25 protein-coding genes are annotated in these 24,866 nt (G+C 64.0%); 9 read left to right on the top strand and 16 right to left on the bottom strand.

The annotated features are described in order from the left end of the window. Positions 1-5 precede the first annotated feature (5 nt). Together ACFVTH_RS11105 and ACFVTH_RS11100 are read right to left on the bottom strand one after the other, a co-directional pair. The gene (locus ACFVTH_RS11105; protein WP_387090483.1) at positions 6-1,979 is read right to left on the bottom strand and encodes a Mu transposase C-terminal domain-containing protein; all 1,974 of its coding nucleotides are present in this window, start codon (positions 1,977-1,979) and stop codon (positions 6-8) included. Then, a complete protein-coding gene (locus tag ACFVTH_RS11100) occupies positions 1,976-2,716 on the bottom strand; it encodes a TnsA-like heteromeric transposase endonuclease subunit (protein WP_387090481.1) in 741 nt (246 codons plus the stop codon). Before ACFVTH_RS11100 ends, ACFVTH_RS11105 begins: the two co-directional genes overlap by 4 nt. 115 nt (positions 2,717-2,831) lie before the next feature. Between ACFVTH_RS11100 and ACFVTH_RS11095 the strand changes: the two genes are divergently transcribed. From ACFVTH_RS11095 to ACFVTH_RS11065, 7 genes are all read left to right on the top strand, one after another. Then, complete coding sequence (locus ACFVTH_RS11095) at positions 2,832-3,212, top strand: hypothetical protein (protein WP_387090478.1); 381 nt, start codon at positions 2,832-2,834, stop codon at positions 3,210-3,212. Between the two features lie 152 nt (positions 3,213-3,364). Continuing rightward, positions 3,365-4,450 carry a hypothetical protein gene (locus ACFVTH_RS11090; protein ID WP_387090475.1) on the top strand — a complete coding sequence of 362 codons (1,086 nt, stop codon included), beginning with the start codon at positions 3,365-3,367 and terminating at the stop codon, positions 4,448-4,450. A gap of 180 nt (positions 4,451-4,630) precedes the next feature. Next, positions 4,631-6,646, top strand: coding sequence for a cytochrome c oxidase assembly protein (locus ACFVTH_RS11085; protein ID WP_387090473.1), 2,016 nt, complete (start codon positions 4,631-4,633; stop codon positions 6,644-6,646). A gap of 587 nt (positions 6,647-7,233) precedes the next feature. Continuing rightward, positions 7,234-7,752 (top strand): hypothetical protein, encoded by a 519-nt coding sequence (locus ACFVTH_RS11080; protein WP_387090470.1) that lies wholly within the window; start codon positions 7,234-7,236, stop codon positions 7,750-7,752. An 83-nt stretch (positions 7,753-7,835) separates the two neighbouring features. Continuing rightward, positions 7,836-8,807 (top strand): peptidoglycan-binding protein, encoded by a 972-nt coding sequence (locus ACFVTH_RS11075; RefSeq protein WP_387090467.1) that lies wholly within the window; start codon positions 7,836-7,838, stop codon positions 8,805-8,807. After that, positions 8,798-9,397 (top strand): ABC transporter ATP-binding protein, encoded by a 600-nt coding sequence (locus ACFVTH_RS11070; RefSeq protein ID WP_387090465.1) that lies wholly within the window; start codon positions 8,798-8,800, stop codon positions 9,395-9,397. Before ACFVTH_RS11075 ends, ACFVTH_RS11070 begins: the two co-directional genes overlap by 10 nt. Next, a complete protein-coding gene (locus tag ACFVTH_RS11065) occupies positions 9,394-10,473 on the top strand; it encodes a hypothetical protein (protein WP_387090463.1) in 1,080 nt (359 codons plus the stop codon). The genes ACFVTH_RS11070 and ACFVTH_RS11065 overlap by 4 nt, the downstream gene beginning before the upstream one ends. A 106-nt stretch (positions 10,474-10,579) precedes the next feature. On the opposite strand, the gene ACFVTH_RS11060 is transcribed toward ACFVTH_RS11065, so the two are convergent. Further along, positions 10,580-11,545, bottom strand: coding sequence for an NAD-dependent epimerase/dehydratase family protein (locus tag ACFVTH_RS11060; RefSeq protein WP_387090460.1), 966 nt, complete (start codon positions 11,543-11,545; stop codon positions 10,580-10,582). Positions 11,546-11,598: 53 nt separating this feature from the next. Here ACFVTH_RS11060 and ACFVTH_RS11055 point away from each other — a divergent pair, with 53 nt between their 5' ends. Further along, complete coding sequence (locus tag ACFVTH_RS11055; RefSeq protein ID WP_387090457.1) at positions 11,599-12,276, top strand: ScbR family autoregulator-binding transcription factor; 678 nt, start codon at positions 11,599-11,601, stop codon at positions 12,274-12,276. On the opposite strand, the gene ACFVTH_RS11050 is transcribed toward ACFVTH_RS11055, so the two are convergent. Next, positions 12,243-13,223 (bottom strand): AvrD family protein, encoded by a 981-nt coding sequence (locus tag ACFVTH_RS11050; RefSeq protein ID WP_387090454.1) that lies wholly within the window; start codon positions 13,221-13,223, stop codon positions 12,243-12,245. The two genes, ACFVTH_RS11055 and ACFVTH_RS11050, sit on opposite strands and share 34 nt — an antisense overlap. Positions 13,224-13,313: 90 nt before the next feature. On the opposite strand from ACFVTH_RS11050, the gene ACFVTH_RS11045 reads away from it, so the two are divergent. Then, on the top strand, positions 13,314-13,985 hold the full coding sequence (locus ACFVTH_RS11045; protein ID WP_387090451.1) for an HAD family hydrolase: 672 nt from the start codon (positions 13,314-13,316) through the stop codon (positions 13,983-13,985). A 285-nt stretch (positions 13,986-14,270) separates the two neighbouring features. Here ACFVTH_RS11045 and ACFVTH_RS11040 read toward each other — a convergent pair whose 3' ends face one another. The 12 genes from ACFVTH_RS11040 to ACFVTH_RS10985 form a co-directional block, all read right to left on the bottom strand. Next, positions 14,271-14,786, bottom strand: coding sequence for a hypothetical protein (locus tag ACFVTH_RS11040; RefSeq protein ID WP_387090449.1), 516 nt, complete (start codon positions 14,784-14,786; stop codon positions 14,271-14,273). After that, positions 14,744-15,994 carry a hypothetical protein gene (locus ACFVTH_RS11035; protein WP_387090446.1) on the bottom strand — a complete coding sequence of 417 codons (1,251 nt, stop codon included), beginning with the start codon at positions 15,992-15,994 and terminating at the stop codon, positions 14,744-14,746. The genes ACFVTH_RS11040 and ACFVTH_RS11035 overlap by 43 nt, the downstream gene beginning before the upstream one ends. A 560-nt stretch (positions 15,995-16,554) precedes the next feature. Continuing rightward, the gene (locus ACFVTH_RS11030) at positions 16,555-16,821 is read right to left on the bottom strand and encodes a hypothetical protein (RefSeq protein WP_387090444.1); all 267 of its coding nucleotides are present in this window, start codon (positions 16,819-16,821) and stop codon (positions 16,555-16,557) included. Between the two features lie 22 nt (positions 16,822-16,843). Next, positions 16,844-17,119, bottom strand: a complete 276-nt coding sequence (locus ACFVTH_RS11025; RefSeq protein ID WP_387090441.1) for a hypothetical protein — start codon at positions 17,117-17,119, stop codon at positions 16,844-16,846. A gap of 253 nt (positions 17,120-17,372) precedes the next feature. Further along, a complete protein-coding gene (locus ACFVTH_RS11020) occupies positions 17,373-17,498 on the bottom strand; it encodes a hypothetical protein (RefSeq protein ID WP_387090439.1) in 126 nt (41 codons plus the stop codon). A 546-nt stretch (positions 17,499-18,044) separates the two neighbouring features. Beyond that, on the bottom strand, positions 18,045-19,067 hold the full coding sequence (nrdF, locus tag ACFVTH_RS11015) for a class 1b ribonucleoside-diphosphate reductase subunit beta (protein WP_387090436.1): 1,023 nt from the start codon (positions 19,065-19,067) through the stop codon (positions 18,045-18,047). 72 nt (positions 19,068-19,139) lie between these two features. After that, positions 19,140-21,245, bottom strand: coding sequence for a class 1b ribonucleoside-diphosphate reductase subunit alpha (gene nrdE / locus ACFVTH_RS11010; protein WP_387090434.1), 2,106 nt, complete (start codon positions 21,243-21,245; stop codon positions 19,140-19,142). 26 nt (positions 21,246-21,271) lie between these two features. Further along, complete coding sequence (gene nrdI, locus ACFVTH_RS11005) at positions 21,272-21,691, bottom strand: class Ib ribonucleoside-diphosphate reductase assembly flavoprotein NrdI (RefSeq protein WP_386938411.1); 420 nt, start codon at positions 21,689-21,691, stop codon at positions 21,272-21,274. Positions 21,692-21,741: 50 nt separating this feature from the next. Beyond that, positions 21,742-21,975: a glutaredoxin-like protein NrdH gene (nrdH, locus tag ACFVTH_RS11000; protein WP_386898926.1), complete on the bottom strand. Its 234-nt coding sequence runs from the start codon at positions 21,973-21,975 to the stop codon at positions 21,742-21,744. Between the two features lie 442 nt (positions 21,976-22,417). Then, a complete protein-coding gene (locus ACFVTH_RS10995) occupies positions 22,418-23,002 on the bottom strand; it encodes an HhH-GPD-type base excision DNA repair protein (RefSeq protein WP_387090431.1) in 585 nt (194 codons plus the stop codon). Positions 23,003-23,069: 67 nt separating this feature from the next. Next, the gene (locus ACFVTH_RS10990) at positions 23,070-23,453 is read right to left on the bottom strand and encodes a glyoxalase superfamily protein (RefSeq protein WP_386938414.1); all 384 of its coding nucleotides are present in this window, start codon (positions 23,451-23,453) and stop codon (positions 23,070-23,072) included. Positions 23,454-23,701: 248 nt separating this feature from the next. Beyond that, positions 23,702-24,820, bottom strand: coding sequence for a substrate-binding domain-containing protein (locus ACFVTH_RS10985; protein WP_387090429.1), 1,119 nt, complete (start codon positions 24,818-24,820; stop codon positions 23,702-23,704). Positions 24,821-24,866 lie beyond the last annotated feature (46 nt).

Raw genomic sequence — 24,866 nt, 5'->3', positions numbered from 1 at the left:
CTTGGTCAGATCGTTTTGAGCGGGGTGAAGTCGTCTTCGGGGATGTCGTCCTCGATGTCAGTTCGCGATTTCGACGGGAGGTCACGTGCCTGGGCTGCTTCGGAGAGCGTCTGGAGCTCGCGTTGTGCCGCTTCATGTTGGAGGTCGTCAATGAGGCCGAGGGTAAGGTCGTCGGCTTGGTCGTCGGTGAACCCACCGTGCTCGAGCGTCCGGCGGTGAGCGCGACGCATGGTTCCAGCGAGGTGGGGTCGTGACAGGCCGTCGATCTCTTTCCAGGCGCAGGTGATCCAGGTTTCGTTCGGGTCAGGTCGGACCCACACTCGGCCGGCGACGTTCGGGTCGTAATGGATGTCGAAGAGCTGCGCTCGTCCGTTTTCGTCACGACGGTTTCGGTACGGGCCGAGGTGCGGGGAGTCGTACATTCGGCTGCGGAGCTCGATCCCGTCGCTCTGGATGGTGCGCTTCTCGCACGGCATCAGTTCGATGTAGTCGGTCTCTTCGAGCGGTACCGGGAAGTATCCGGTGAGCTCGAACAACGCGCTGTACATGGTGTTCGGGGTGTGTCGTTCGGCGGGGTAGCGGGGGTCGATGAGCCCTGAGTGGCGACGGTTCTGCCAGACGATCGCGACCCAGCGTTCGAACAGTTCGTCGAGCATGTCGACGTCCAGCAGGTCGTCGTCGAGCTCCGGGCTGATGCCGCGATGCTCGGTGCGGCCGCCGGTATAGCCGGGCAGGTACTGGCTGAACTTGGTGCGGATCGTGCCGAAGGCCCGCTCGACCTGTGCTTTGTCGGTCGGGGTGCCGGGTGCGGACTCGGTGAGTGAGATGCCGTACCGTGCGCAGGCCGACCGGAACGAGACGGCGAGGAAGTCTGAACCGTTGTCGGTGAGGATTCGCTGCGGCACGATGTAGGGCCGCCGAACGTCGTACTCGCGACGCTGTTCAGGGCTGAGGTAGGCGGCCCATGGCAGTTCCGGCAGGTCGTGCTCGGCGTAGTAGTCCGGGCCTGGCCGCAATGGCTTCGGGACCAGGCACCTGGCAAGCAGGACCGCGTGGTCGTGTGCGGTGGCGGCTCCGAGGCGGATGCTCGACCCGAGGATCGAGCGGGTCGCTTTGTCGACCATGATGGTGAGGGTGGGGCGTTGCGGCATTCCCCAGTCGTCTCGCACGAACACGTCGAGCATGGTGGAGTCGATCTGCACCTCCTGGCCTGGGGCGGCCGCGGTGCGTGCGCTGAAAGCTCGCTTCGGGACGTTCATCGCGGACTGTCGCCGGACGGCACTTCCGAGGATGTTGCGGCCGCCGTCGAGGAGGCTGACATATCGGCGGAGGCTTGAAACGGAGGGGGCCGGGACCTTCTCCCCGGGGTAACGGATGAGGAGTTCCTTTGCGAGGTTCGCGCGCAGCTTCGTGAGGGTGGGTGTTGAGGCTTCTTGGGCGTCCGTCATGAGTGCGCTGAGCGTCTCGATGACGCGTTCATCTGCGCGTGCGAGTGGTTGCTCGTTGCGAAGGGTCCGTCGGTCGACGAGGCCGGCAGGGCCTGCCTCCTTGTACCGTTTGATACGGCGTTTGAGGGTGGCGATCTCCATCTCGATCCCGATCCGGTGCAGCTCGAGGAGTTTCGATTCGAGTCGCGACTTCATCGGCAGGGTCGGCGAGTACTGTTCGCGTGGGACGTCGCCGACCGCGGGCGTGCCGTCGATCAGCTCGCGGATGTGGGGTTCGAGTCGCTGCGCCTGCTCGTCGATATGGTCGACCAGGACAGCGATCGGCAGCTTTGTGTCTGACTCACGGGGTGCGTTCTCAGTGGGCGTGTCGGCCCGGAGTTGCCGTGCGAGTTCGATGTGGTCGAGGATCGTGTACTCGGATGTGAGCGTGTTCCGGAGCGTGAAGACGCCGTTCGCGTAGCCCGCGACACGGTAGTCGCCGTCGTCGAGAGCGAGGAGGTCGCCGATGCGTAGGCGTTGGGATCCAGTCATTTCGCGGTTCCCCTCGAGAGTCGGGTTCGGTCGGTGAATGGCGTGGCGAGGTCGAAGCGGATCTCCCGGCACCACATGAGGTGGTAGACCATTGGCAGGTGTTCGCCGGGACGGTCTGTGCGAAGCGCCGCGCGGAGAGCCCCGAAGGTGGGGCGGTGTTCGACAGCGGTGAGGATCCGTTCACGCAGTTCGCTGGACGGTCGGTACCTCGGGTGGCGGTAGCCTGCGATCCACTCGAGGTTCTGCTGGCTGGTGTTGTCGAGTTCGGTGAGGAGCTCGTACCGCCACCCGAGCCGTGTGCAGATGGCTCGAGTGTTGTTGAAGGTGGCGGCCTGCTCTTCGTCGTCTTCGGCGTGCACGTCGACGAGCAGCCGACGGTGGTCTCGCTGCACGACGAGGAAGTCCGGGTAGTGGGTTCGTCGGTCGGCGAAGGTGATGAGGAACGGCTGCGGGTAGATCGCATGGACCGAGTGATGGAAGTCGATCAGCATGAGCCCGAAGTATTCGTTGAGTGATTCGTGCCAGATCGGTGCGGATGCGCCAGCGCACCAGTAGCGGCCGTGATAGTTGCTCTGGCCTTTGAACTTGCGTGGCATGCGAGCGAACTCCAGCTGCTCGTCGCGGAGCATCTCAGCGACCCGGCTGACCGGAGCGGAGTGGGTCACCCCGCGGGCGGACCAGTGGAGTTCATCCCGCCCGGTGCTGGCGAGCTTTCTGGAGAGAGGTTTGACGGCCATGTCTGGACCATTAACGGGTGGGTTCGCACACGCCCACGCGTTCGTGAGTTTCGGTACCGCAAGGCTCGAATACGGTCTTTTGGCTCGGGCTTCGTGTTGGCGATAGCCTCCGGGGGTGACGAATCCGCGCTACATCCCACGATCCTTCTGTAAGGACCCGGATGCGTTCGGACTCGTTGAGCAAGTCGAGTGGCATTCGGTTCCGGCGACGTCGGAGGTTGAGCGTGAGGCAGCGGTGCTGCAGCATCGGGTGGCGCACAAGGTTCGCCGGTTGATGCGAACTCAGCACGGCATCGAGAAGGTCTCGGCACTCGCATCCGCGATCGGCGCTCCATACGATCGCCTTCAGAAGGTCCTGTCGGGCCGGGTCGTAATGCGACTCGAGGACATCGCCAGGTTTCGTCTGGCATTCGGGACAGACTTCGACGTGGCGATGATGCGCACGACCAGCACGACCCCGCCGGCGAGACTGCCCCGCCGGGTCGGTCGCCCCTGATCGGGATCCGGCTCGAGTATCGGTGCGGCGAAACGTGAGTTCGTCGCGTTGAACACGCGACATAGTGCGGATTATATTCCGTAGATTGAGACGATACAAGACCCGATTTCAGCGGATTGCGGTGACGCGATTTGCGGTTTATATTCCGCATCATGGGATCCGAAGATGAACTGACGCTCGAGGGGCCCATCGGTGTGATCGGTGACCCTGGCGGCAGCGCGGACGGACTCGACGCCGCAGCAGGACTCCTCGGGAATCATGGCGTCCGCGTGATCGTCGTGCTCGGCGATCCCGGCGTGCGTCCCGACAGCATGGCGTCCGACCCAGCAGCCCGAGACTTTGTCGATCATCTCCGCGAAAGAGAGCAATACGTCCTGCTGGCCGGGCCGCGAAGTTGGGGCCAAGCAGAGGCAGGGCTCGATCGGGAAGACCCCGCGACCGTACACTCGCTGGTCGACGAAACCGTGGGCATCATGCCGAACGGCCTGCGGGGCCGCCTCGAGCATGGCCGAGAATTCGGCGTGCTTGGCGATCTCGCATCCGCAGCGCCTCCGGGGCAAGCGCGGATCCGCGGAACCGAACATCCCGCCGAAGCAGACCTAGACCGCCTTGGTACCGACGTCGTCGATGTGCTGTTCGGGTACGACGCACCGCTCGACCTGCTTACCCTCCCGCATCCCGCCGAGGCGGAGCAGCCGGCACTGCCACGGTCCACGCTCACGGCCCGCGAGCAGTTCCAACGCGGGTTCGAGCTGGTCGAACCACGACTCTGCTTCTCGACATCCAGAGGGGGGTTCACCCACGAAGCGGTTGGCTATCCAGGGTTCTGGACGGAGGCCGTCGTCTTGGACAAGGTCGGCGGCGGCGGCCCGAGCCTCGCGATTCTCGAACCGCGTAGCTTGCGTGTCCACGTCGTCGAGCACAGCGGGCGCGCTCGCACCCTTCACCGTCCGGTCGTCGACATCACGAACCGAACAAGCGGCAAATGGGAGGTCACCACCGCCGGGTCCCGACACATCCTTGACCTCGACCACCGGTTTTGGGAGCGGATCCCGGGCCCCGAGGCTCCAGCCTTCGAACTGTCCGCCGGAAGTATCCGCTCGCTCGCAAGATTCAAGCTCGGCGAATGCGGCTTCCTCACCTGCCCAGGCGACGACTTCTTCGAGTACTACTGGGCGCAGACCAGCTACATCCGGCACATTCGGCGATTCCAGGACAAAGGCGACGTGCCCCAATGACAGGACCGACCAGTTCGATCTCCGCAACGACCCACATGTGTTCAGCCAGCACTGAATCTCCCTGAGCCCTTCTCGGCTCAGGCTTGGGGCGCAATCGCACCGCATGGCCTCCCGCTCGTTTCTTCACCCAATCTGAGTCATTCTCCCCAGTTTTGGTGGCGCGATGCCTAGGCTGGTTCGGTGCCCCGCTCCGTCCGAGTGCTCGGCCCTGCCGTGCTCACCGCCGTCGCCCTTCTGGCGACCTTCGCCGCACTCGCGTACGGCGGGGGCGCTGCCGAACAGCTGATCCAGGACCCTGGGCCGATCGCGCGCTACGGCGTTCCGGTGTCGAAGCTCTTCGTGAACCTCGGCGCCGCCGGCATGATCGGCGCGCTCGTGCTCGCCGTGTGGGCGTTGAGCCCGAAGAAGCGCGAGTTCGGGCTCGCGCTCGACGTCGCCGCCGCATCGGCCGCGGTGATGACGGTCGCGAGCGCTGCGACGGGGTTGTTCACCTTCCTGCTCGTCACGGCGGTGCCGTTCGATCTCAGCGACGCCTTCGGCCAGAAGCTCGGGCAGTTCGTCACGACCATCGAACTCGGTCAATCGTGGCTCATCACGACCCTCGCCGCGGCCGCGGTGACCGTGCTCTGCTTCGCGGTGCGCAACCACACCGCGCTCGTGTTCGTGACGGTGCTCGCGGTCGCGTCGCTCGTGCCGATGGCGCAGCAGGGCCACGCGGCGGGCGCTGCGGGGCACGCGGCCGCGGTGACGAGCCTCGGCCTGCACCTCGTGTTCGCGGCGGTCTGGCTCGGCGGCCTGCTCACGATCGTGCTGCTCAAAGGCGAGCTCGGGGCGAAGCGCCTGCCGGTCGTGCTCGCGCGTTACTCGACGGTCGCCCTCATCTGCTTCATCGTCGTCGCGGTCTCGGGGTACGCGAGTGCGGCGCTGCGCATCGGCACCTGGGACCAGCTGGCGACGCAGTACGGCGGGCTCGTCGTGGTGAAGGTCGCAGCCCTCATCGCGCTCGGACTCTTCGGTGCGGCGCAGCGTCGGTTCCTCATCGGGCGGATGACGCGGGGTGCGGGTCTCGAGACGCGTCCTCCTGCGTCGGGCGCTCCTCGACCGGCGAAGTACTTCTGGTGGCTGGTCGTGGCCGAACTCGCGTTCATGGGCCTCGCCTCGGGCGTCGCTGCGGCGCTCGCGCGCACGGCGCCGCCGGTGTCCGAAGAAGTCCTCACGAACGCGCTCGTGAGCCCGGCGGAGTATCTCACCGGTGAGCGGCTGCCGCCGTGGCCCGAGACGTACCGCTACTTCACCGAGTGGAACCCCGACCTGATCTGGCTGCTCGCGTGCGGCTTCGGCATCTTCTTCTACCTCGCGGGCGCCCGGCGCCTCCGCAAGCGCGGCGACAAGTGGCCGATCTACCGCACCGTGCTCTGGGTCTCGGGTCTGCTGCTGCTCGCCTACGTCACGAACGGCGGCGTGAACGTCTACGAGCAGTACCTGTTCTCGGCGCACATGCTCGCCCACATGGTGCTCACCATGGCCGTGCCGGTGCTGCTCGTGCCGGGTGCGCCGGTCACGCTCGCGGCCCGAGCGATCAAGCCGCGAAAAGACGGCTCGCGCGGCGGCCGCGAATGGATCATGCTCGCGGTGCACTCGAAGTTCGCCGGGATCATCGCGAACCCGATCGTGGCCGCGGTGCTCTTCGCCGGATCGCTCTGGGTGTTCTACTACTCGCCGCTCTTCCGGTGGACGATGTTCGACCACATCGGTCACGAGTGGATGATCGTGCACTTCCTCATCACGGGGTATCTCTTCGTGCAGTCGCTCATCGGCATCGACCCGGTGCCGTACCGGCTGCCGTACCCGTTCCGGTTGCTGCTCCTGCTCGGCACGATGGCGTTCCACGCCTTCTTCGGCCTCGCGATCATGACCGGCACGGGGCTGCTGCTCGCGGACTGGTACGGCGCGATGGGCTGGGGCACCGACGCGCTCGTCGATCAGCAGCTCGGCGGCGGCATCGCCTGGTCGATCGGTGAGATCCCGACGGTGGCGCTCGCGATCACGGTCGCGTTCCAGTGGTCGCGCAGCGACGAGAAGGAGTCGAAGCGTCGCGACCGCCATGCCGACCGCACGGGCGATGCCGAGCTCGAGGAGTACAACGCCCGGCTCGCTGCGATCGCGGCCCGCGACCGGCAGTCGACCGGCGAGTAACGCGCAGACCGAGCGCTCCGGGCGGTCTCGCGAAGCTGCTTCGGCACCGACTCGAACGCGCCTTTCTCAGCCTGGGCGGCTGGACCGTCGGAACGTCACTCCAAAAACTATGTTGAACCCCCTACTTATTTGATAGCTTGATCGGCACCGTTGCGAAAACGGCTGACCAGGTCCGGGACATTGCTGTCCGGAACACTACGAATGGGGAATTCTTGATGAAACGTCGAATTGCAGGTGCGGCCGCCGCGGTTGCGCTCGTGGCAGTGTCGCTGTTCGGGGCCTCCGCGGCCCAGGCTTACCCGGTTGCAAGCCCGTGTTCGCATGATGCGTCTGTCGGGTCGAAGTCCTTCACGGTGACGAACAGCGGATGCATCAACGTTCAGGCTGGACTTTGGCACTACATCGCCAGTAACCCGACCCATGTGAGCGGCCCGCAGTCGGCCTTCTCGTCGACCGTGTCGAGCAGCTACGCGATCACCAGCCGTGACGCGCGCTTCGTTGTCCGCACGGCCAACGGGTGGACGGGCTGGTACGGGGGGTACTAAGTGCGGCTGACAAAGCCGGCGCTTGCGGCTGTGGCAGGGGCGATGATCCTTGCCACAGCCGCTGGCTGTAGCTCGGCAGAAGAATCAAGCGACCCTTGGGCCGCGCAGATCAGAGACGCCAAGGCGTCGGCGGCGTCCGACTTCGAACGGGATGTCCTCAACGATGACGTGATCTCCCGTGCAGAGTACGAGGAGGCGATGGACCGATTCGTCCAGTGCATGAACGACTCCGGCCTCCCCACCTCGAAAGGTGTTGCTGGCGACTTTTATAACGTCTCCACAAGCTACCCGAATGGTGCGGACACGTCCGGCGCCGTCGAATCGGAATGCGGTCAAGGTACGAACGGGCTGATCGAGGTCCTCTATGTCTCCATGACCCAGAACCCGGAGAACCGTCCCTACAACGAAGTGCTCGCCGAGTGCTTCCAGCGCACAGGTATCACGAAGGACGGAGCTACCAGGAGCGACCTTGACGCTGCCTTCGAGGAAGATCGCCTCAACGAGGTTGTGGACGTTGAGGCACAAGGTTTCACCGACTGCATGTCGAACCCATCGCATTGATGAGGAATCCGATTCAAGGCAAGACGCGGACCCGCCGCGGGCGACCCTCGGCGGCGCTGCTGATCGCGGCTGCCATCACAACCTTGACCGCAGGAACGGCCCTCGGGGCGGTCATCACCACGGCGGGAGCGCCGGCATCACTCCAGGCACAGGGGTTGAGCGGGAAGCTTGCACTTGCGCCGGAAGAGTTCGCGGACCCTAGAAACGTCGTCCTGCGCGCAACCGTCGCGGAGTCACGGACTCTCAAGAGCCAGAGCGACGGCCTCATCACCCGATTCGATTGCATCCCGGGCGGGGTATGGAAGTCGGGCACGGTCCAGATGTGGGTTGACGGTGAACCGCTGGTGTCCCTCACCCTAGATGCGCCGCTGTGGCGGCCATTGAGCATCGGAGCTGAAGGAGAGGACGTAGCTGCGCTGCAGAAGGAACTCACGCGGCTCGGATTCCCAGCAGAGGACGACGGTGAATTTGGCTGGGAGACCGCGGAAGCCCTCTCAGGAATGTGGGCGGCGATCGGCCGAGATGACAAGGAAGACATCGCACCGGCCGACACCGTATGGCTGCCAGCTGCGGAAGCCACGATCAACTCGTGCGAGGTCGACGCTGGCTCCCCAGCAGTTTCCGGTGACCCCATCGCAGAGCTGCCACCGGCAGCGGCGATGATCGGGCTCTCAACCGTCCCTGAGGGACTCGTTGCTGGAGAGAGGGAGTTGGCGATCGGTGATGTCGTCGCCCCCGTCGACATGGACACCGGCGACGTCGCGAAGGAGTCGCTCGCCAGCATCCTCGCGTCCCCAGAGTTTCAAGCCTTCACCCAATCGGGCGGCGACGGTCAACTCACCGCCACGCTCAGACTCTCCACTCCGATCGAAATCGCGACCGCGCCTGCGAGCGCAGTGGTCATCGACGGTGAACTCGAGTGCGTCGTCGCTGGACGCAAGACGATACCGGTTGATGTCGTCGCGTCCTCACTTGGCAGCTCCATTCTCAAGTTCAGCTCCGAAATCCCCAGTTCGATCGAGCTGACACCCTCAGGGGGGGCTCGATGCAGTTGAGCTTCCGGGCTATCGCCCACGAGTATGTGCCGGGGGTTCCTCTGTTCTCGCCCGTTTGGGCGGACATCGGGCCAGGCAGCGTGACCGTTCTCAGCGGCCCATCCGGGAGCGGGAAGAGCACGTTGCTCGGCATTGCCGCGGGACAGATCACTCCCACCTCGGGAACGATCGAGACAACGCCCGGGAACAGCTTCTGGGTGTTCCAGAACCCTTTCGGAGTCGCCCGTCGAACCGCATTGGAACACGTCGCTCTTCCCTATCTCGCACAGGGTGATCGCAGGCCACGAGCGCAGGCACGCGCTCATGGCCTGCTTCGCCAGTTCGGTCTTGCCGAGTGTGCGGATGCCTACTTCCATGAACTCTCGGGAGGCCAGGCGCAGCGTGTGATGATGGCTCGAGCAGTGGCAACCGGGCGGGATCTGCTCTTGGTCGACGAACCCACCGCGCAGCTCGACAGCCGCAGCGCCCAGGAGGTCGTTAATGTGCTCGAACACCTCGCCGGAGCCGGGCGCACTGTACTCGTCGCCACTCACGACGAGCGGATACTCCGCAGCACAGACACGATCATTTCGGTTCGGCCGCCGGCGTGAGACTGGGTTCGATACTCTCCGAGGCGTGGCGCAACTACACGAGTGGCACCGCCAAGCCGATGCTCTTCACGGCGCTGTTCATTGCCGGAGTGGGGTCGCTGCTGTGGCTTGAGACGCGCGGCATCCTCGACGTGTACGAGAGTTCCGCACAGTTCCATCAATCCGGCGCGAGCACGCTGGTCGTCGAGTTGCCCGGAGGCGTCGACCCTGAAAAGTGCGAAGCGCTCAGCGAGCTCGGAGGCGTGGCAGCCAGCGGCGCAGCCCGACTCGGTGAACCTGTCGCGATGCGCGCCCTTCCAAGTGCCGAGATCTCAGTATTCGACGTGACCCCGGGCTTCCTTGCTGTTGTGGAGGCTCGGACCTTCGGGAGTGGAGGAGTGTTCCTCTCCGACGACACGCTGGGCCGGTATGGCCTCGCGCCAGGCGACGAGCTGACCACCACCGCGGGCCGAGTCCCAGTCGCCGGCTCGTTCGCCTACCCCGACGATGGCCGCAGCGCAAAACTCGGAACCGCCATTCTGGCTGAGGTCCCCGCAGGTGGCACCTTCGATGAATGCTGGATCCGGCTCTCGGGAACATACGTCTCAGCAGCAAGCCCGGTCCTCGCCGGCACACCGATCGCGGCAGCGCTTGTTGCTGACACCAGTCGGGTGGTGCGTCAATTGAATTCGACACTTGGCGAGGATCTGCCAACGGTTGAACGATTCGACGCCCGCCTGTCCGCATGGGCACCTGCAGCCGCGGCCGCCATTGGCACGGGGCTGATACTGGCCGGGGGCGCCCGGCGTCGCCTCGAGCTCGCAACGGCCCGGCAGCTCAACATTCAAATCGGCAGCTTGGCACTCATGCTCATAATTGAGGCGGCCTGTCTGCTGATCGTCCCGGTCGTGTTTCTGATGTCGGCACTAGTGCTTCTCGTCACCACAGCGGAGACTCCCCCGGACATGAGCTCGTTTCTGATCGCTCGCGGTGCCGCCATTGTCGCGATGGGAGCTGCGGGCTGCGTCGTCGGCAGCGTCGCTGCGACCGCGTTCGCAAGGCCGCAGTACCTGTACCGGTACTTCCAACGGCGGTGACCCCAGTGCAGTCCAAGGAGTCAGGCTGAATTCTGAGGCGCGTGAGCAGGAACGCCCGCAGGCACGTCGCCTGCGGGCTTCCCTTTCGAACGCCATTCCATGCGCTTCAGGGTGCGGGCCGCCACCCGCGAGGATCGTCGAATAGTGCAACGTACGCGTCGAGTTCCGTGCCACTGTAAAGCGGGCGAGAGCAGGTGTCCGTGACACGCGAGCGCTTCCATATCTTCTCGCTGTTGATCCAGCTGTCCGCTGTAACCAGCTGGATCGCCGATTCTCGAACGCCTGCTCTTTCGAGCCGGACCCGCGCCTGTTCCACGGATATCGACTCGGTTGGGACTCTTCGACCTAACCGCTTGATCACTGGATCCGCCAGCTGCCGAATTCGGATGGGCTCCCGATGAGCGGCATGGAAGACTCCGCTGCCAGGAGATGACCCGAGCAGCGCGACGATGAGTTCGCCAAGCCGATCCCGACCGATCGTGGATACTAATTGCTCGCCGTCGTCGATCCAAGCGTCAAGGGAGAGGATGAGCTTGATGAGCGGTGGGATGAACCAACGGTCTCCGGGACCGTAGACGAGAGCCGGACGGATCACCGTGCCGCCGTGGTCGAGCACGATGAGTTCCGCCTCCCTTCGGGAGGCGCTGAGTGCCGAGCGTGGGTGCGGGGCGATGTCGACTTCTGCCGCTCCGACAGGGTAGTCGCCACCGTAGACGCCGAAAGTACTGACGTAGACGAAGCTGCGGACCCCAAGACTGGCTGCGGTTTCAACGAGATGTCGGGTCCCCTCGACGTTCACACGCCGTTGCATCTCTTGGTCGTCGCCGACGTAGCTGGCAGCATGGATCACCGTGGTTGTCCCTTGGAGGGCTGCCGCGATGCTGTCGGTGTCTGTGAGATCTCCAAAGGACGGCACAACGCCTGCGGGGACATCCTCGAGGTCAGGTATTGGGTTTCTGACGAGCAGACGTGCAGGATGGCCAGCGCTGGTAAGCGCCTGCCGGATCCCGCTGCCGATGAACCCGGTTGATCCTGTCAGGAGGGTCGTCGGGTTTGTTTCTTCTCGTCTCATCAGGATGAGACCGATACGTTATAACCGTCAGTAACGACGTGAGGGATTCTTCTTTGGCAAGCCGCAAACCGCAACAGAACCGTGGTCATCAGACCCGCCAGGCAGTCCTCGATGGTGCAGGTCGCGCCTTTGACCGTTTTGGCTTCGGTCAGGCGTCGCTGAGTGACATCGTCCGCGAGTCGGGTGTGACGGCCGGCTCGCTCTATTTCTTCTTTCCGTCGAAGCAGGACATCGCGCTCGCGGTCATCGCTGAGCAGAATCTGCGGACCGGTGCGACGCTCGAAGCGGCTGGGGGTGCGAGCAGCCCGCTCAGAGGCCTGATTGATGCATCGCGCGCTATTGGTGATCAGCTGTTGACCGATCCACTCGTGAGAGCAGGGATTCGACTTTCGCTTGAGGAGGGTACGTTGTCGGTGCCCACAAGTGGGTACTACCAGGACTGGATCGGTGGAGTTGCCGAGCAGTTCCGGCGCGCGCAGGAAGCGGGCGAAGTCTCGACGAGGTTCTCTCCGGAGGAGCTCGGCAGGACGCTCGTTCCGTACTTCACGGGTGTTCATCTGGTCTCCAGTGTGCTGACAGATCGGGCGGACCTCTATGAGGTGCTTTCCACGATGTGGCGGGTGTTCGTCGCAGGGGTTGCCAGCGCGGACGCGGCAAGCGAGCTCGATGAACATGTGCGGTCGGCGTTCAGCAAGCGTCAGCCTGCGCTTGTGAGGGACGAGCCGAAGTAGGCAAGCGCTGCGGTGACGCGGACCCCGAACAGGTTCGGGACTTCCACTGTGACGCCACTCAACGGCCGATCGCCTCGGCTCATTGATGTTCGATCGATCAGCCTCATGATCGCGTCGCTTCGTGTCATGCGGTCATTCGGCGCACTTGCTTCGAATGATGCGCGGCGCATCCAGAGGTTGCTGGTCTCGGTTCTGTTCACGTGTTCGATGGCGTAGATGAGGCTCTGCGCCATCTGGCCGGCGAGAACGAGGCAGTCGATAAGCGTGGGTGCAGGCCAGAACCGACTCTCGAGCCCATGACCTCTGCCGACTCCCGGCAGAACCGCGTGGTGGCAGCGAATCGTCTGCTGGTCCACGTCGAGGTCATCAAGCCGCGTTTGATGCTGGGTTGTCTGGTAGTACGAACTGAGCGGGCCTTCCATGTCCACTTCGGACGGGTATCGCGCCGGGCCCGACGGGCGTGCATGGCGGATCCTGGCAGTGACTGCCAACGATCCGATTCGGCTCTCGAAGGTCGTGCTGACGTCGTCGTCCCCTTGAGTCTGTGCGCTGAGACGCGTATTCAGCGGGACCGCTGCCAGGGATTCCAGCGGACGGGCGCCCGCGCGAATCGACATTGAATCGACCCAGGCCTCTCCGATTTGCCCAGCGCTGAGGCCAATTACTGCAAGCGTCGTTTCCATCATCTTCGCGGAGAGGATGGCCGCATCGACTGTGCTCAGGTGCGGGGTGAGACTTCCCGTTCCAGCCTTGATCGACCAGTCGTCCGGGTAGTGGACGCGACCGACTGCGCTCGCCTGCGCGTCGCCAGGATCCCCTATTCGAAGGGTGTCGATCTCGTATCGGGTACGCCTGAATCCGCTTCCGAAGTAGCGACTGGAGGCGGGGCCGAGCAGTCGCTCAAACCCATCCGCTTCTGTCGTGATGTTTGGCATTCGGGTCGCCATGGGTATCACCTTGCCTGTCGTTGGAGGATGTCCGCGACTAAAGTAAGGGGTTCGTTCAACTTAGTCGAGTTACTTATGGAGACACCACTGGTGGCAGGCAATCATGCAGGGAGGGTCGTTGCGTATTTCGATGTTGATCACACGCTGACCCGTATCGGCTCGCTCGAATCATTCATCCACTTCTACGCAGGAACGGCTTCGGGAGCTGTTGTGTCCAGCCGAGTCGATGCGTTGCTGTCGCTTGCTGCGCACAGCACCGATCTGGATGAGATTCACCAGGCTTTCGCGAACGCATTCCGCGGCGAATCCTGGTCTAATCTGCGAGAGGCCGGGGTGGCATGGCATACGTCGGTCGCCTCGTCGCTCTATCAGGAAAACGTGGTGAACGCCCTCCAGTCCCATCTGGATGGCAACGATGAGATCGTGTTCGTGTCCGGTTCCTGGGCTCCTTGCCTTGAGCCGATTGCACGCGAGCTCGGAGTTGGCACGGTGCTGCAAAGCGTCCCTCAGCTGGAGCAGGACGGCGACACACTGAGTGGTGCCTTCGAGGTCATGATGCTCGGCCCGCGAAAGGCCTCCGCTGTTCGTGCGCACGCAGAGCAGACCCGCACTGACCTGGGGGCTGCCTACGCATACGCCGACCATCGCAGCGATGAGCCGCTGCTCCGGATCGTTGGGAACCCCATCGTCGTTGGCAACGACCCGCACCTCGTCCGGATAGCGGCCGCCAACAGCTGGCGGCTGTTCCCCGGCACCGCCTAACCAAGAGTCTTTCCCTGGACAGCGCGGTTGAACGATGAAAGCGCCGGTTCGCGAGAACGAAGTCGATTCGACGCGCGGGCCCCGGCGTCAGGAGACGATGACGACCTGCCGGGCGCGATTCATCGCTGCACGGCGGTCACCAAACGGTAGCGCCCAAATGTGTTGAATGCAGCCGGTTGGTCGTTCGCGGAAGTCGACGCGCACTACGAGGGGACTTCGCGAGTTCACCTTATGCGGAGGTATGAGGGCGGGGAGGTGGCCTGAAGCCCACCTCCCCGTCACATTTCACTTCTCTGGGCTATCCCCGCCGGTCGAGGATGCAACTGCATTCGATGACTCAACTTGATACGCATCTGATTGCCGTCTGCGACGCGCAAGGATCAGTCGAACACCGAGGGCCCCAACTGCCGCGCCGAATGGCATTCCGTACATGACCCAGTACAAAAGAAACCCGATGACAATCGTCTGAACGCTTCCCTGGGTCTGGATCACTACCCAGATCGCCATCAGTGTCGCAGCAATCAGCGACGCGGCCACCGCTTGAGCGAGCGCAGCCCACAGCTCTCCTCGCGGAAATCTCAAGGCCAGGAGCCAGTAGATCAATCCGCTCGCGAGCGCACCTACGAGGTACTCAGGTACCCCTGTCAGCGCGAGCTCGCCACCGGAGATCACCGCTGCGCCGAATGAACCTGAAACGATCGATACAAACGCAACCGCACAGGCCTCCTGGGCCGTCGAGCGGGCAGTCGGCTTGAAGGCTACTCGTACGTTCCTTGAGTAGCGATCTGGAGTTCCGGACACAATCCTCCTACGAGGCAGAGGATGTCTGCCTGTTCCCGAGTGTAGATAAACTTCCGCTTCTGGATGATGTTGTAGTTTGCGTCGTAGTCACCGCGCTCCAACACGATCTGGTGGTCCGGTGCGCCTCGGTGGGTGCCTCCGATGGCGTAGTTGCCTGTGCGAGTTAGAGTCGCGTTGTAGACAGCCGCAATAGACCTGGCATAGCAAAAAGGGTCGCCGGCTTGGAAGGAAACACGGAAGTCAATCGTGCTCGGGGATTGGCCCATCACTTGGGCTGTTTGATTCGGCACAGCCTGTCCAGCTTCCAAGAATTGATCGTCGGCGGTGAATGCCGTGGTCACTCCCGTATAGATTCTTGATTGGAAGAATCCGGGGCTCGAATAGGCTCCCCAGAGGATCAATATCTGGGAATCAGTACGGAAATTGAAGTTCTTAAGCTCGAATCCGCGGTTGTCGCCCATGTACTTGTCAGGCGCCGTGTACTTGCAAGATCCGGGAACATCGGCTGTGATCGTCATGGGCCGGATGAAGGTTTGATAGTAGACGTTCATCGATGCGGAGTTGGTTGCTGCCGCGCTCGCATCTGCTAGAAGCGCCCGGGAGTCGACTCCCGCTTCGGGGATGTCGATCTCGAATCCCCAGATTTTCCCGCTCTCTGGTGCAGGGTCGCCGGCCGCCGCCGCTCGTTGCTCGGCGTCGGTCATCAGTTCGTCCGGCTTCGTGACGCTTGTACTCACCTGATAGTGATGCGTCGTACCTGCGAGGGCGGTCACGTCACGATAGGAGTTCTCCCCGACGGTGGCTATGGCTTGTCCATCCCGAAGAACTTCATACTCGCCAGTGGCGGACACATCCGGCCAGGAAAGGTCTACGAATCCGTCCCCAACTGCCGACACGGCGTGACTCAGCGAGTCCTCGGAGGCAAGCAGCGTTGTGTCGACAAGCGCTTCCGTGCCATCTGGAGAGCGCATGACGAGCAGATCCGTCGCTGCCCCCTCTGTCTCACTCGAGGACTTGCCAGCGAGAATGACCTGCAGCCGGGAATCACCGCTCCGAGCGGTCAGCCCCTCTTCAAGCGCCGTACCGATCGCCTGCAGTGTGAATTCTGGTGTACTCCCTTCTGCGTACGCAGGTGATGTTGTTCCAGCGATCGTCGCGATCAACAAGAACGCGGAACTACCGGCTGCGATGCTCTTCAAGAACTTCAATACGATCTCCTGACCGGTTCTTAGTGCTCATGATTTGCCTACCTGAATGTCCGGACATCGGAACCACTTTCTGCGACCGGACGTGCCGCCGACGCAGAGGCCGGGCGCCAGCCGATTCATGGCCTTGTCGTTCCCTCCGCACGCGCCTTCTGAAGAGTTGTCAACGCGTTCTGCTTGTCGTTCCCCTCTAGACACCGCATACGAATGCTCCCCGCTAGCACGATGGACGATCACGACCAGACCTTCTGACTGCGCACTAGGCCAAGTACGCCGACCACGTCGGCCTGGTGACGCGTCCTCCGGATGCTTCCGAGCATAATTTAAATGAGTCGGGCGACCTACTAAATTCCCAAACTTCTATGTGATGCGGGTGAGTTCGTCGAAGCCACGGCCGATCTCCCGTAATGATGCCCCGGCGCTCTCTGGGACTGGTGGCTCGACCCATCGTGCATGGGCGATCAGGAGATGGTCGATGAGGCGGTGAATGCCCCCCCCCGTCGCGGAGCAAATCGAGATGCGGACCATGCGGCCGTTCAAGGTCGGCGAGGACGGCCCCCAGATCATCGACCAGGCGTGACGTTGCGCCGGGTGGCACTGCCCTCGGCCTCCCACCCGATCCGCCCGCCCGGCGCGACGGATGCGATGTAGGCCTGCTGCCCACGCTCGCACGAACTCCTCAGCGTGGCGCCGTACCCGAGGAGCCGGCCGCGAAACTCTGTTCGATAACGCGGCTCGCCGTCGAGGCGCACGAGCCGGATCCGTCCGTATTCCTTCTCGAGGGAGTCGACCAGACGCCACGTGCCGACGGGACCCTCGACGGCGGCCATGATCGGGTGCCACCTTGCCTCGTCACGCGGCGGCACAAATCGCTCCTCTTTTCGTGGCTGCGAGAGCAGCCTGGTACACCTCCCACACCATCTCCGCGGCGAGGCGAAGGGCTTCGCCCGGAAAGTAGCCGAGAAAGTCGCGACCAGCCTCGGCGGGCACCCACGTATCGGCGCGAAGCAACTGCTGCGGCGGGGTGCCGACATTGACTTCGCGGATTACGGCGATGCGACGTTCGCCGTCAAACTGCAGCCATTCGCCACGGGTGACGGATCTGAGGTTCGGGGACCAATAGCGCAACGGGCCGGAGCTCCATTCGAGGGGTCGAAAGGGGAACACGCCGGCCCGCGCGGGATGCCTCGATTCTACGCTTCGGCGTCTGACACAGAGGCTGAGATGGCCCCACGCCCGTTTATGATCCCGACCGGCTGGAGTCCCTACACACAGCCGTTCGGGGTTGGACACACATTGGCACTGCTGAGCCACTGGTACACGCATGGAACGGGCTGCTCGAGCGGATGACGCTGGTCAGGTGCTTGCGCCGCCCCTAGGCTCACAGGCCAATCGCTGGATGCACAGGCAGCTTGCAGGCGCGATAAACGTAGATGCCGCCCTTCGTTGCGATTGTGCGGGTGCCGCAGTTCGGGCAGTCCGGCTCCGAGGCGAAGATCTCATCCATCAGATGAGGGTAGATACGACAAGGGTGGCCTATTCCGGTTATCCACAGTCGGCGCCGCTTCGTCGACTCCACGGCGGCACAGAGTTCAGCCGTGCTCGAGACGTTCGGCCGGGCGTGAGGAGCTCGCCCGCCCGGTCACGGCGAGCACCTCAGATAAGCCGCTTGCCAAGCCCCTGCTGGACTCGCGCGATCGTCCTCAAGTCTGGCCATGACTCCCCCGCGATGACCCGACGGAGTGTCCCTTCGTCGAGTCCGGCGTCTGTTGCGACGCTTCGGAGGCTTCGCCCCTCGAGTGCTGCGATCAGGTTTTGAGCGAACCTACGGGCCTCCTCGCCAGCAGGATCCTCCGACGGACGGTCGGGCCACGAGTCAGTCAGCTCGCGCGGCTTCTCACGTGAAGTTCGGCCCATCTCAGAGCCTCCTGGAGCAATCCAGCGTGGATCCCAGTCGCATCATGGATCAACTACCCCCTACGGGATCAAGTAGTTTGAACCGGATCAACTTGGAACCCACGCCGGATCAACTTCAGTGGTGTCTCACAAGAACCTAGAAGTCCCAGTCCTCATCCTCGGTCACCACGGCCTTGCCGATGACGTACGACGAGCCCGACCCCGAGAAGAAGTCGTGGTTCTCGTCGGCATTCGGGGAGAGCGCCGACAGGATCGCCGGGTTCACGTCGGTGACGGTCTTCGGGAACATCGGCTCGTAGCCGAGGTTCATGAGGGCCTTGTTCGCGTTGTAGTGCAGGAACTTCTTGACGTCCTCGGTCAGCCCGACGCCGTCGTAGAGGTCCTGCGTGTACTGCACCTCGTTGTCGTAGAGCTCGTAGAGCAGCGAGAAGGTGTAGTCCTTCAGCTCGTCGCGCTCGGCCTGCGAGATGCGCTCGAGGCCCTTCTGGAACTTGTAGCCGATGTAGTACCCGTGCACGGCCTCGTCGCGGATGATGAGGCGGATCAGGTCGGCCGTGTTGGTGAGCTTCGCGCGGCTCGACCAGTACATCGGCAGGTAGAAGCCCGAGTAGAAGAGGAAGCTCTCGAGCAGGGTCGAGGCGACCTTGCGCTTGAGCGGGGAGTCGCCCTGGTAGTACTCCATGACGATCGCGGCCTTCTTCTGAAGGTTCTCGTTCTCGACCGACCAGCGGAAGGCGTCGTCGATCTCCTTCGTCGAGCAGAGCGTCGAGAAGATCGAGGAGTAGCTCTTCGCGTGCACCGACTCCATGAACGCGATGTTCGTGTAGACGGCCTCTTCATGAGGCGTGATCGCGTCGGGGATGAGCGAGACCGCGCCGACCGTGCCCTGGATGGTGTCGAGCAGGGTGAGGCCCGTGAACACGCGCATCGTGAGCGTCTGCTCCTCGGGCGTCAGCGTGTTCCACGACTGGATGTCGTTCGACAGCGGCACCTTCTCGGGCAGCCAGAAGTTGTTCACCAGGCGGTTCCAGACCTCGAGGTCCTTGTCGTCCTGGATCCGGTTCCAGTTGATCGCGTTGACGTGGTCGACGAGCTTCAGCTTGCCGCCGACGTGCGCGGGGTCGTTGCTGGCCGAGTTGACCGGGTCGGTGAGGGTCATTGCTGTTCCTTCAAGAAGAGGGCGGATGCCGCGTGGCTGTGGGTCTCGATACGCTTCGCTACTCGACCGGCACTACAGCATGCAGCTGACGCACTCGGTCATGTCGGTGCCCTCGAGCGCGAGCTGGCGCAGACGGATGTAGTAGATCGTCTTGATGCCCTTCTTCCACGCGTAGATCTGCGCGCGGTTGATGTCGCGGGTCGTCGCCGTGTCCTTGAAGAACAGGGTGAGCGAGAGGCCCTGGTCGACGTGCTGCGTCGCCGCGGCGTAGGTGTCGATGACCTTCTCGTAGCCGATCTCGTACGCGTCCTGGTAGTACTCCAGGTTGTCGTTCGTCATGAACGCCGCCGGGTAGTAGACGCGCCCGAGCTTGCCCTCCTTGCGGATCTCGATCTTCGAGGCGATCGGGTGGATCGACGCCGTCGAGTTGTTGATGTACGAGATCGAGCCGGTCGGCGGCACCGCCTGCAGGTTCTGGTTGTAGATGCCGTGCTCCTGGATGGAGGCCTTGAGCTCCTGCCAGTCCTGCTGCGTCGGGATGTGCACCCCGGCGTCGGCGAAGAGCTGGGTGACCTTCGCGGTCTCGGGCACCCACGCGGCATCCGTGTACTTGTCGAAGAACTCGCCCGACGCGTACTTCGAGTCGGCGAAGCCGTCGAAGGTCTCGCCGCGCTCGATCGAGATCTTGTTCGACGCGCGCAGCGCGTGGAACAGCACCGTGTAGAAGTAGATGTTCGTGAAGTCGATGCCCTCTTCGCTGCCGTAGAAGATGCGCTCGCGGGCGAGGTAGCCGTGCAGGTTCATCTGACCGAGGCCGATGGCGTGCGACTTGTCGTTGCCGTCTTCGATCGAACGGACCGAGGCGATGTGGCTCTGGTTCGACACCGAGGTGAGGCCGCGGATCGCGGTCTCGACGGTCTTGCCGAAGTCGGGCGAGTCCATCGTGAGGGCGATGTTCAGCGAACCGAGGTTGCAGCTGATGTCCTTGCCGATCTGGTCGTACGACAGGTCTTCGTTGTACGTGGTCGGCGTGTTCACCTGCAGGATCTCGCTGCAGAGGTTCGACATGTTGATGCGGCCCTTGATCGGGTTCGCCTTGTTCACCGTGTCCTCGAACACGATGTAGGGGTAGCCCGACTCGAACTGGATCTCGGCGATCGTCTGGAAGAACTCGCGCGCGTTGATCTTCGTCTTCTTGATGCGCGGGTTGTCGACCATCTCGCGGTAGTGCTCGGTGATCGGCACGTCGCCGAACGGCTTGCCGTAGACCTTCTCGACGTCGTACGGCGAGAACAGGTACATGTCCTCGTTGTTCTTCGCGAGCTCGAAGGTGATGTCGGGCACGACGACGCCGAGCGACAGCGTCTTGATGCGGATCTTCTCGTCGGCGTTCTCGCGCTTCGTGTCGAGGAACCGCATGATGTCGGGGTGGTGCGCCGAGAGGTACACCGCGCCGGCGCCCTGGCGGGCACCGAGCTGGTTGGCGTAGCTGAAGCTGTCTTCGAGCAGCTTCATCACGGGGATGATGCCCGAGGACTGGTTCTCGATCTGCTTGATCGGGGCGCCCGACTCGCGCACGTTCGACAGCAGCAGCGCCACACCGCCGCCGCGCTTCGAGAGCTGCAGCGCCGAGTTGATGCCGCGCGCGATCGACTCCATGTTGTCTTCGATCCGCAGCAGGAAGCAGGAGACGAGCTCGCCGCGCTGCGCCTTGCCCGTGTTGAGGAAGGTCGGCGTCGCCGGCTGGAAGCGCCCGCCGATGATCTCCTCCACGAGGTCGATCGCGAGCTGCTCGTCGCCCTGCGCGAGGCCGAGCGCGGTCATGACGACCCGGTCTTCGAAGCGCTCGAGGTAGCGCTTGCCGTCGAAGGTCTTGAGCGTGTAGCTCGTGTAGTACTTGAACGCGCCGAGGAACGTCTCGAAGCGGAACTTCTTCGAGTAGGCCAGGTCGTTGAGCTTCTGGATGAACTCGAACGAGTACTGCTCGATCACCTCGGGCTCGTAGTACTCCTTCTCGACGAGGTAGTCGAGCCGCTCCTTCAGCGAGTGGAAGAAGACGGTGTTCTGGTTGACGTGCTGGAGGAAGTACTCGCGCGCCGCCTCGCGGTCCTTCTCGAACTGGATCTTGCCGTCGGCGCCGTAGAGGTTGAGCATCGCGTTGAGCGAGTGGTAATCCATCGCGGTGCGGGGCGCCTCCATGAGGGCTACGCCGTCCGTTGCTGCTGCTGACTTCGCCAAAATGCGTCCAATCCATCGTCGACGGCGCGAACGTCGTCTGGGGTTCCGAATACTTCGAAGCGGTAGAGGTGCGGCACCCCGGTCTTCGCGGCGATGATGTCGCCGGCCAGACCGAAGGCCGACCCGAAGTTGGTGTTGCCTGCGCTGATCACGCCCCGGATGAGGGCGCGATTGCGCTCGTCGTTGAGAAACTTGATGACCTGCTTCGGCACGGCGCCTTTGCCGTCGCCTCCGCCGTAGGTCGGCACGACGAGCACGAACGGCTCGTCGACCTCGAGTGCCGGCTCACGGGCGTGCAGCGGAATGCGCGCAGCCGGCCGGCCGAGCTTCTCGATGAAGCGCTTGGTGTTGCCCGAGACGCTCGAGAAGTAGACCAGGTTCGTCATGATCGTCTCCTTCGCGTTCCGGTTCACTCCCCCGAGCTCACCGGCGGCGATTACGCCAGGCGCGAGGCGAGCTCGTCGATCTTGTCGGGGCGGAAGCCCGACCAGTGGTCTTCGTCGGTGATCACGACGGGGGCCTGCAGGTAGCCGAGCTCCTTGACCTGGGCGAGCGCGTTCTCGTCGACCGAGAGGTCGAGCACCTCGTATTCGATGCCCTTGCTGTCGAGGGCGCGATACGTCGCGTTGCACTGGACGCAGGAAGGCTTCGTGTAGACCGTGACCGTCATGGTTTTCCCCTCGTTCTCGGGCTTTTCAAGGCCCATCCCCCATGTTGCTGATTGACACTTCAATACTACATCTAGTGCCTGCCGAACTGAACCGCCACAACATGATGTAGTTACATTCATGTAGTTATCCACGGGGTTTTCCACCGGTTGTGAACAACGGATGTCGCGATGATCGGCCTGTTTGCAGGGGTGCCGTGCGGTTATCCACAGTTGCGGGATTTCGAGATCTCACGGCTGTGGATGAACGCCCCGGCGTGTCGCGATGCACGACACTTGGGGGCCCTCGGGTGCGACCACCCCTACATATGGTGTTGTAGCCCCCACCATGCCACCACCCACCGACATCGGCGGGCACCGCGAGAGCGTGTCGCCGTGCCCACGACGGCAGCACGACGGCGGATGTCGCGGGGCCGGCCCCGCGGCATCCGCCGTGGTGGATCGATCAGGCCTTCGCAGCCTTCGCCGCGGCCTTCGCCGCCTGCTTCGTCGCGCGCACCTTCGCGAGCGACTCGGGGCTCACGATGTCGGCGACCGAGGCGAACGAGCCCTCGTCGCCGTAGGCGCCGGCCGCCTCGCGCCAGCCCGGCGCCTCGACGCCGCACTGCTTGCCGAGGAGCGCGAGGAAGATCTTCGCCTTCTGCTCGCCGAACCCGGGCAGCGCCTTCAGCCGCTTGAGCACCTCGGCGCCCGACGGGTCGCCCTGCGTCCAGATCGCGGAGGCGTCGCCGCCCCAGTCGTCGCGCACGGCGCCGGCGAGCGACTGCACCCGACCCGCCATCGACCCCGGGAAGCGGTGCACGGCCGGCGTCTGCGCGAACAGCTCGGCGAAGCGCTCGGGATCGGTCGCGGCGATCGCCCCCGGATCGATCGTGCCGAGCCGCTCGACGATCTTCGCCGGGCCGGCGAACGCCGTCTCCATCGCGACCTGCTGGTCGAGCAGCATGCCGGTGAGCAGCGCGAACGCGTCGTTCGAGAGCAGCTCATCGGCCGCCTGGTCCCCCGTGATGTGCAGTGCCATGCGTTCCATCCTCGCACCGGTGCGAGCTCACGGCCACGGGCGCGCGCGACGCGGGCGGTGGGCCGCGCGCGCTCGGCTACGCCTGCTGCGAGTAGTCGGGCAGCTCCTGCAGGGTCCAGCGATTGCCGTCGGGGTCCTTCAGGCTGACGAACCGGCCCCAGGCCTGCTCGTCGACCCCCTCGGCCTCGACGCCCTTCGCCCGCAGCTCGGCGAGCGCCGCGTCGGCGTCGGGGATGACCACCTGGATCACGTCGAGGGTGCCCGGCTGGATCGCGCTGCCGAGCCCCTGCCCGATCGCGATCGAGCAGGCCGAGCCGGGCGGGGTGAGCTGCACGAAGCGCAGCCCCTCCATCACCGTCTGGTCGTGGTCGGCGTTGAACCCGAGCTTCTCGACGTAGAACTCCTTCGCCCGATCGACGTCGGTGACGGGCACGAAGATGAGTTCGATCTTCCAGTCCATGATCAGCCTTCTCTCGTAGGGCGCTGGGCGGACGGTCCGCACCATCTGAACCCCTGCCCACATCCTCCACAAGCATCCGGACGGTTTCCGTCCGGATTGGTGCAGCGCCCTCGCCCGGGGTCCCGCCGGCGGGCGGCGGGCGGCGGGCGGCGGACGGCGGGCGGCGGACCGAGTGGGAGGCCGAACACGACGACGGCCCCCGCTCCGAGGAGCGGGGGCCGTCGTTCGTGCCGTTCGGCCGGGTGGGACTAGCCCGCCGCGTTCACGATGTCGAGGAGGTTCGGGTTGTTGGCGTACGCCTCGGCCGCGTTCTCCTTGGTCACGATGACCGGGGCGAGCAGGTACGCCGGGACGACCTTCACGCCGTTGTCGTACTGCTCGGTGTCGTTGACGTCGACCTCTTCGCCCTTCTGGAGCTGCTGGATCATCTTGATCGTCTGCTCGACGAGGAGGTTGGTGTCCTTGTTGATGGTCGAGTACTGCTCACCGGCCATGATCGACTTCACCGACTCGACCTCGGAGTCCTGACCGGTGACGGTCACCTTCGAGATGTCCTTGCCGGCCTGCTTGGCCGAGGTGATGATCGCACGGGCGAGGTTGTCGTTCGGCGAGAGCACGCCGTCGACGTCCTTGTCCGCGTAGTTCGCGGCGAGCAGCGAGTCCATGCGGCTCTGGGCGTTCTCGGCCTCCCAGCCCTGGGTCGCGGTCTGCGCGATGTCGGTCTGGCCCGAGACGACGACGAGCGTGCCGTCGTCGATCTTCGGCTGGAGGACCTCCATGGCGCCGTTGAAGAACACGGCCGAGTTGGCGTCGTCGGGCGAGCCCGAGAAGAGCTCGATGTTCCACGGCGCCTCGTGGCCCGAACGCGCCGCGAGACCGTCGAGCAGGGCCTGGCCCTGCAGCTTGCCGACCTCGAAGTTGTCGAACGCCACGTAGTAGTCGACGTTCGGCGTGTTCTCGATCAGGCGGTCGTACGCGATGATCTTGACGCCGGCGTCGGCGGCCTGCTGGAGCTGCGTGCCGAGCTGCTTGCCGTCCTTCGCGCCGATGACGATGACCTTCGCGCCGTTGGTGACCATGGCCGAGATCTGGTTCTGCTGCTCGGCGACGGTGTTCGAGGCCGGCGCGTACTGCACGTCGCCCTTGAAGCCGGCGTCCTTGAGGCCGTCCTCGAAGAGGCCGCCCGCGAGCACCCAGTTCTCACTGGTCTTGTCGGGAAGTGCGATGCCGATCGTCGAGTCGGCCGCGAAGCCGGCCGAACCGGTCTCGTCGCCGCCCGTCGAACCGCCGCGGTCGGACGAGCAGCCCGCGAGCGCGAGTGCTGCGACCGCTGCGACCGCTGCGGCCGCAAGAGTGAGCTTCTTCATTGATCATTCACTTTCTTGTTTGGGATTGCTGACTTCTCTTGGAGGG

Origin of the sequence: Agromyces sp. NPDC058104 (assembly GCF_042884835.1) — a bacterium.
GTDB lineage: Bacteria > Actinomycetota > Actinomycetes > Actinomycetales > Microbacteriaceae > Agromyces.
This window is presented reverse-complemented; position numbering and strand designations above follow the sequence as displayed.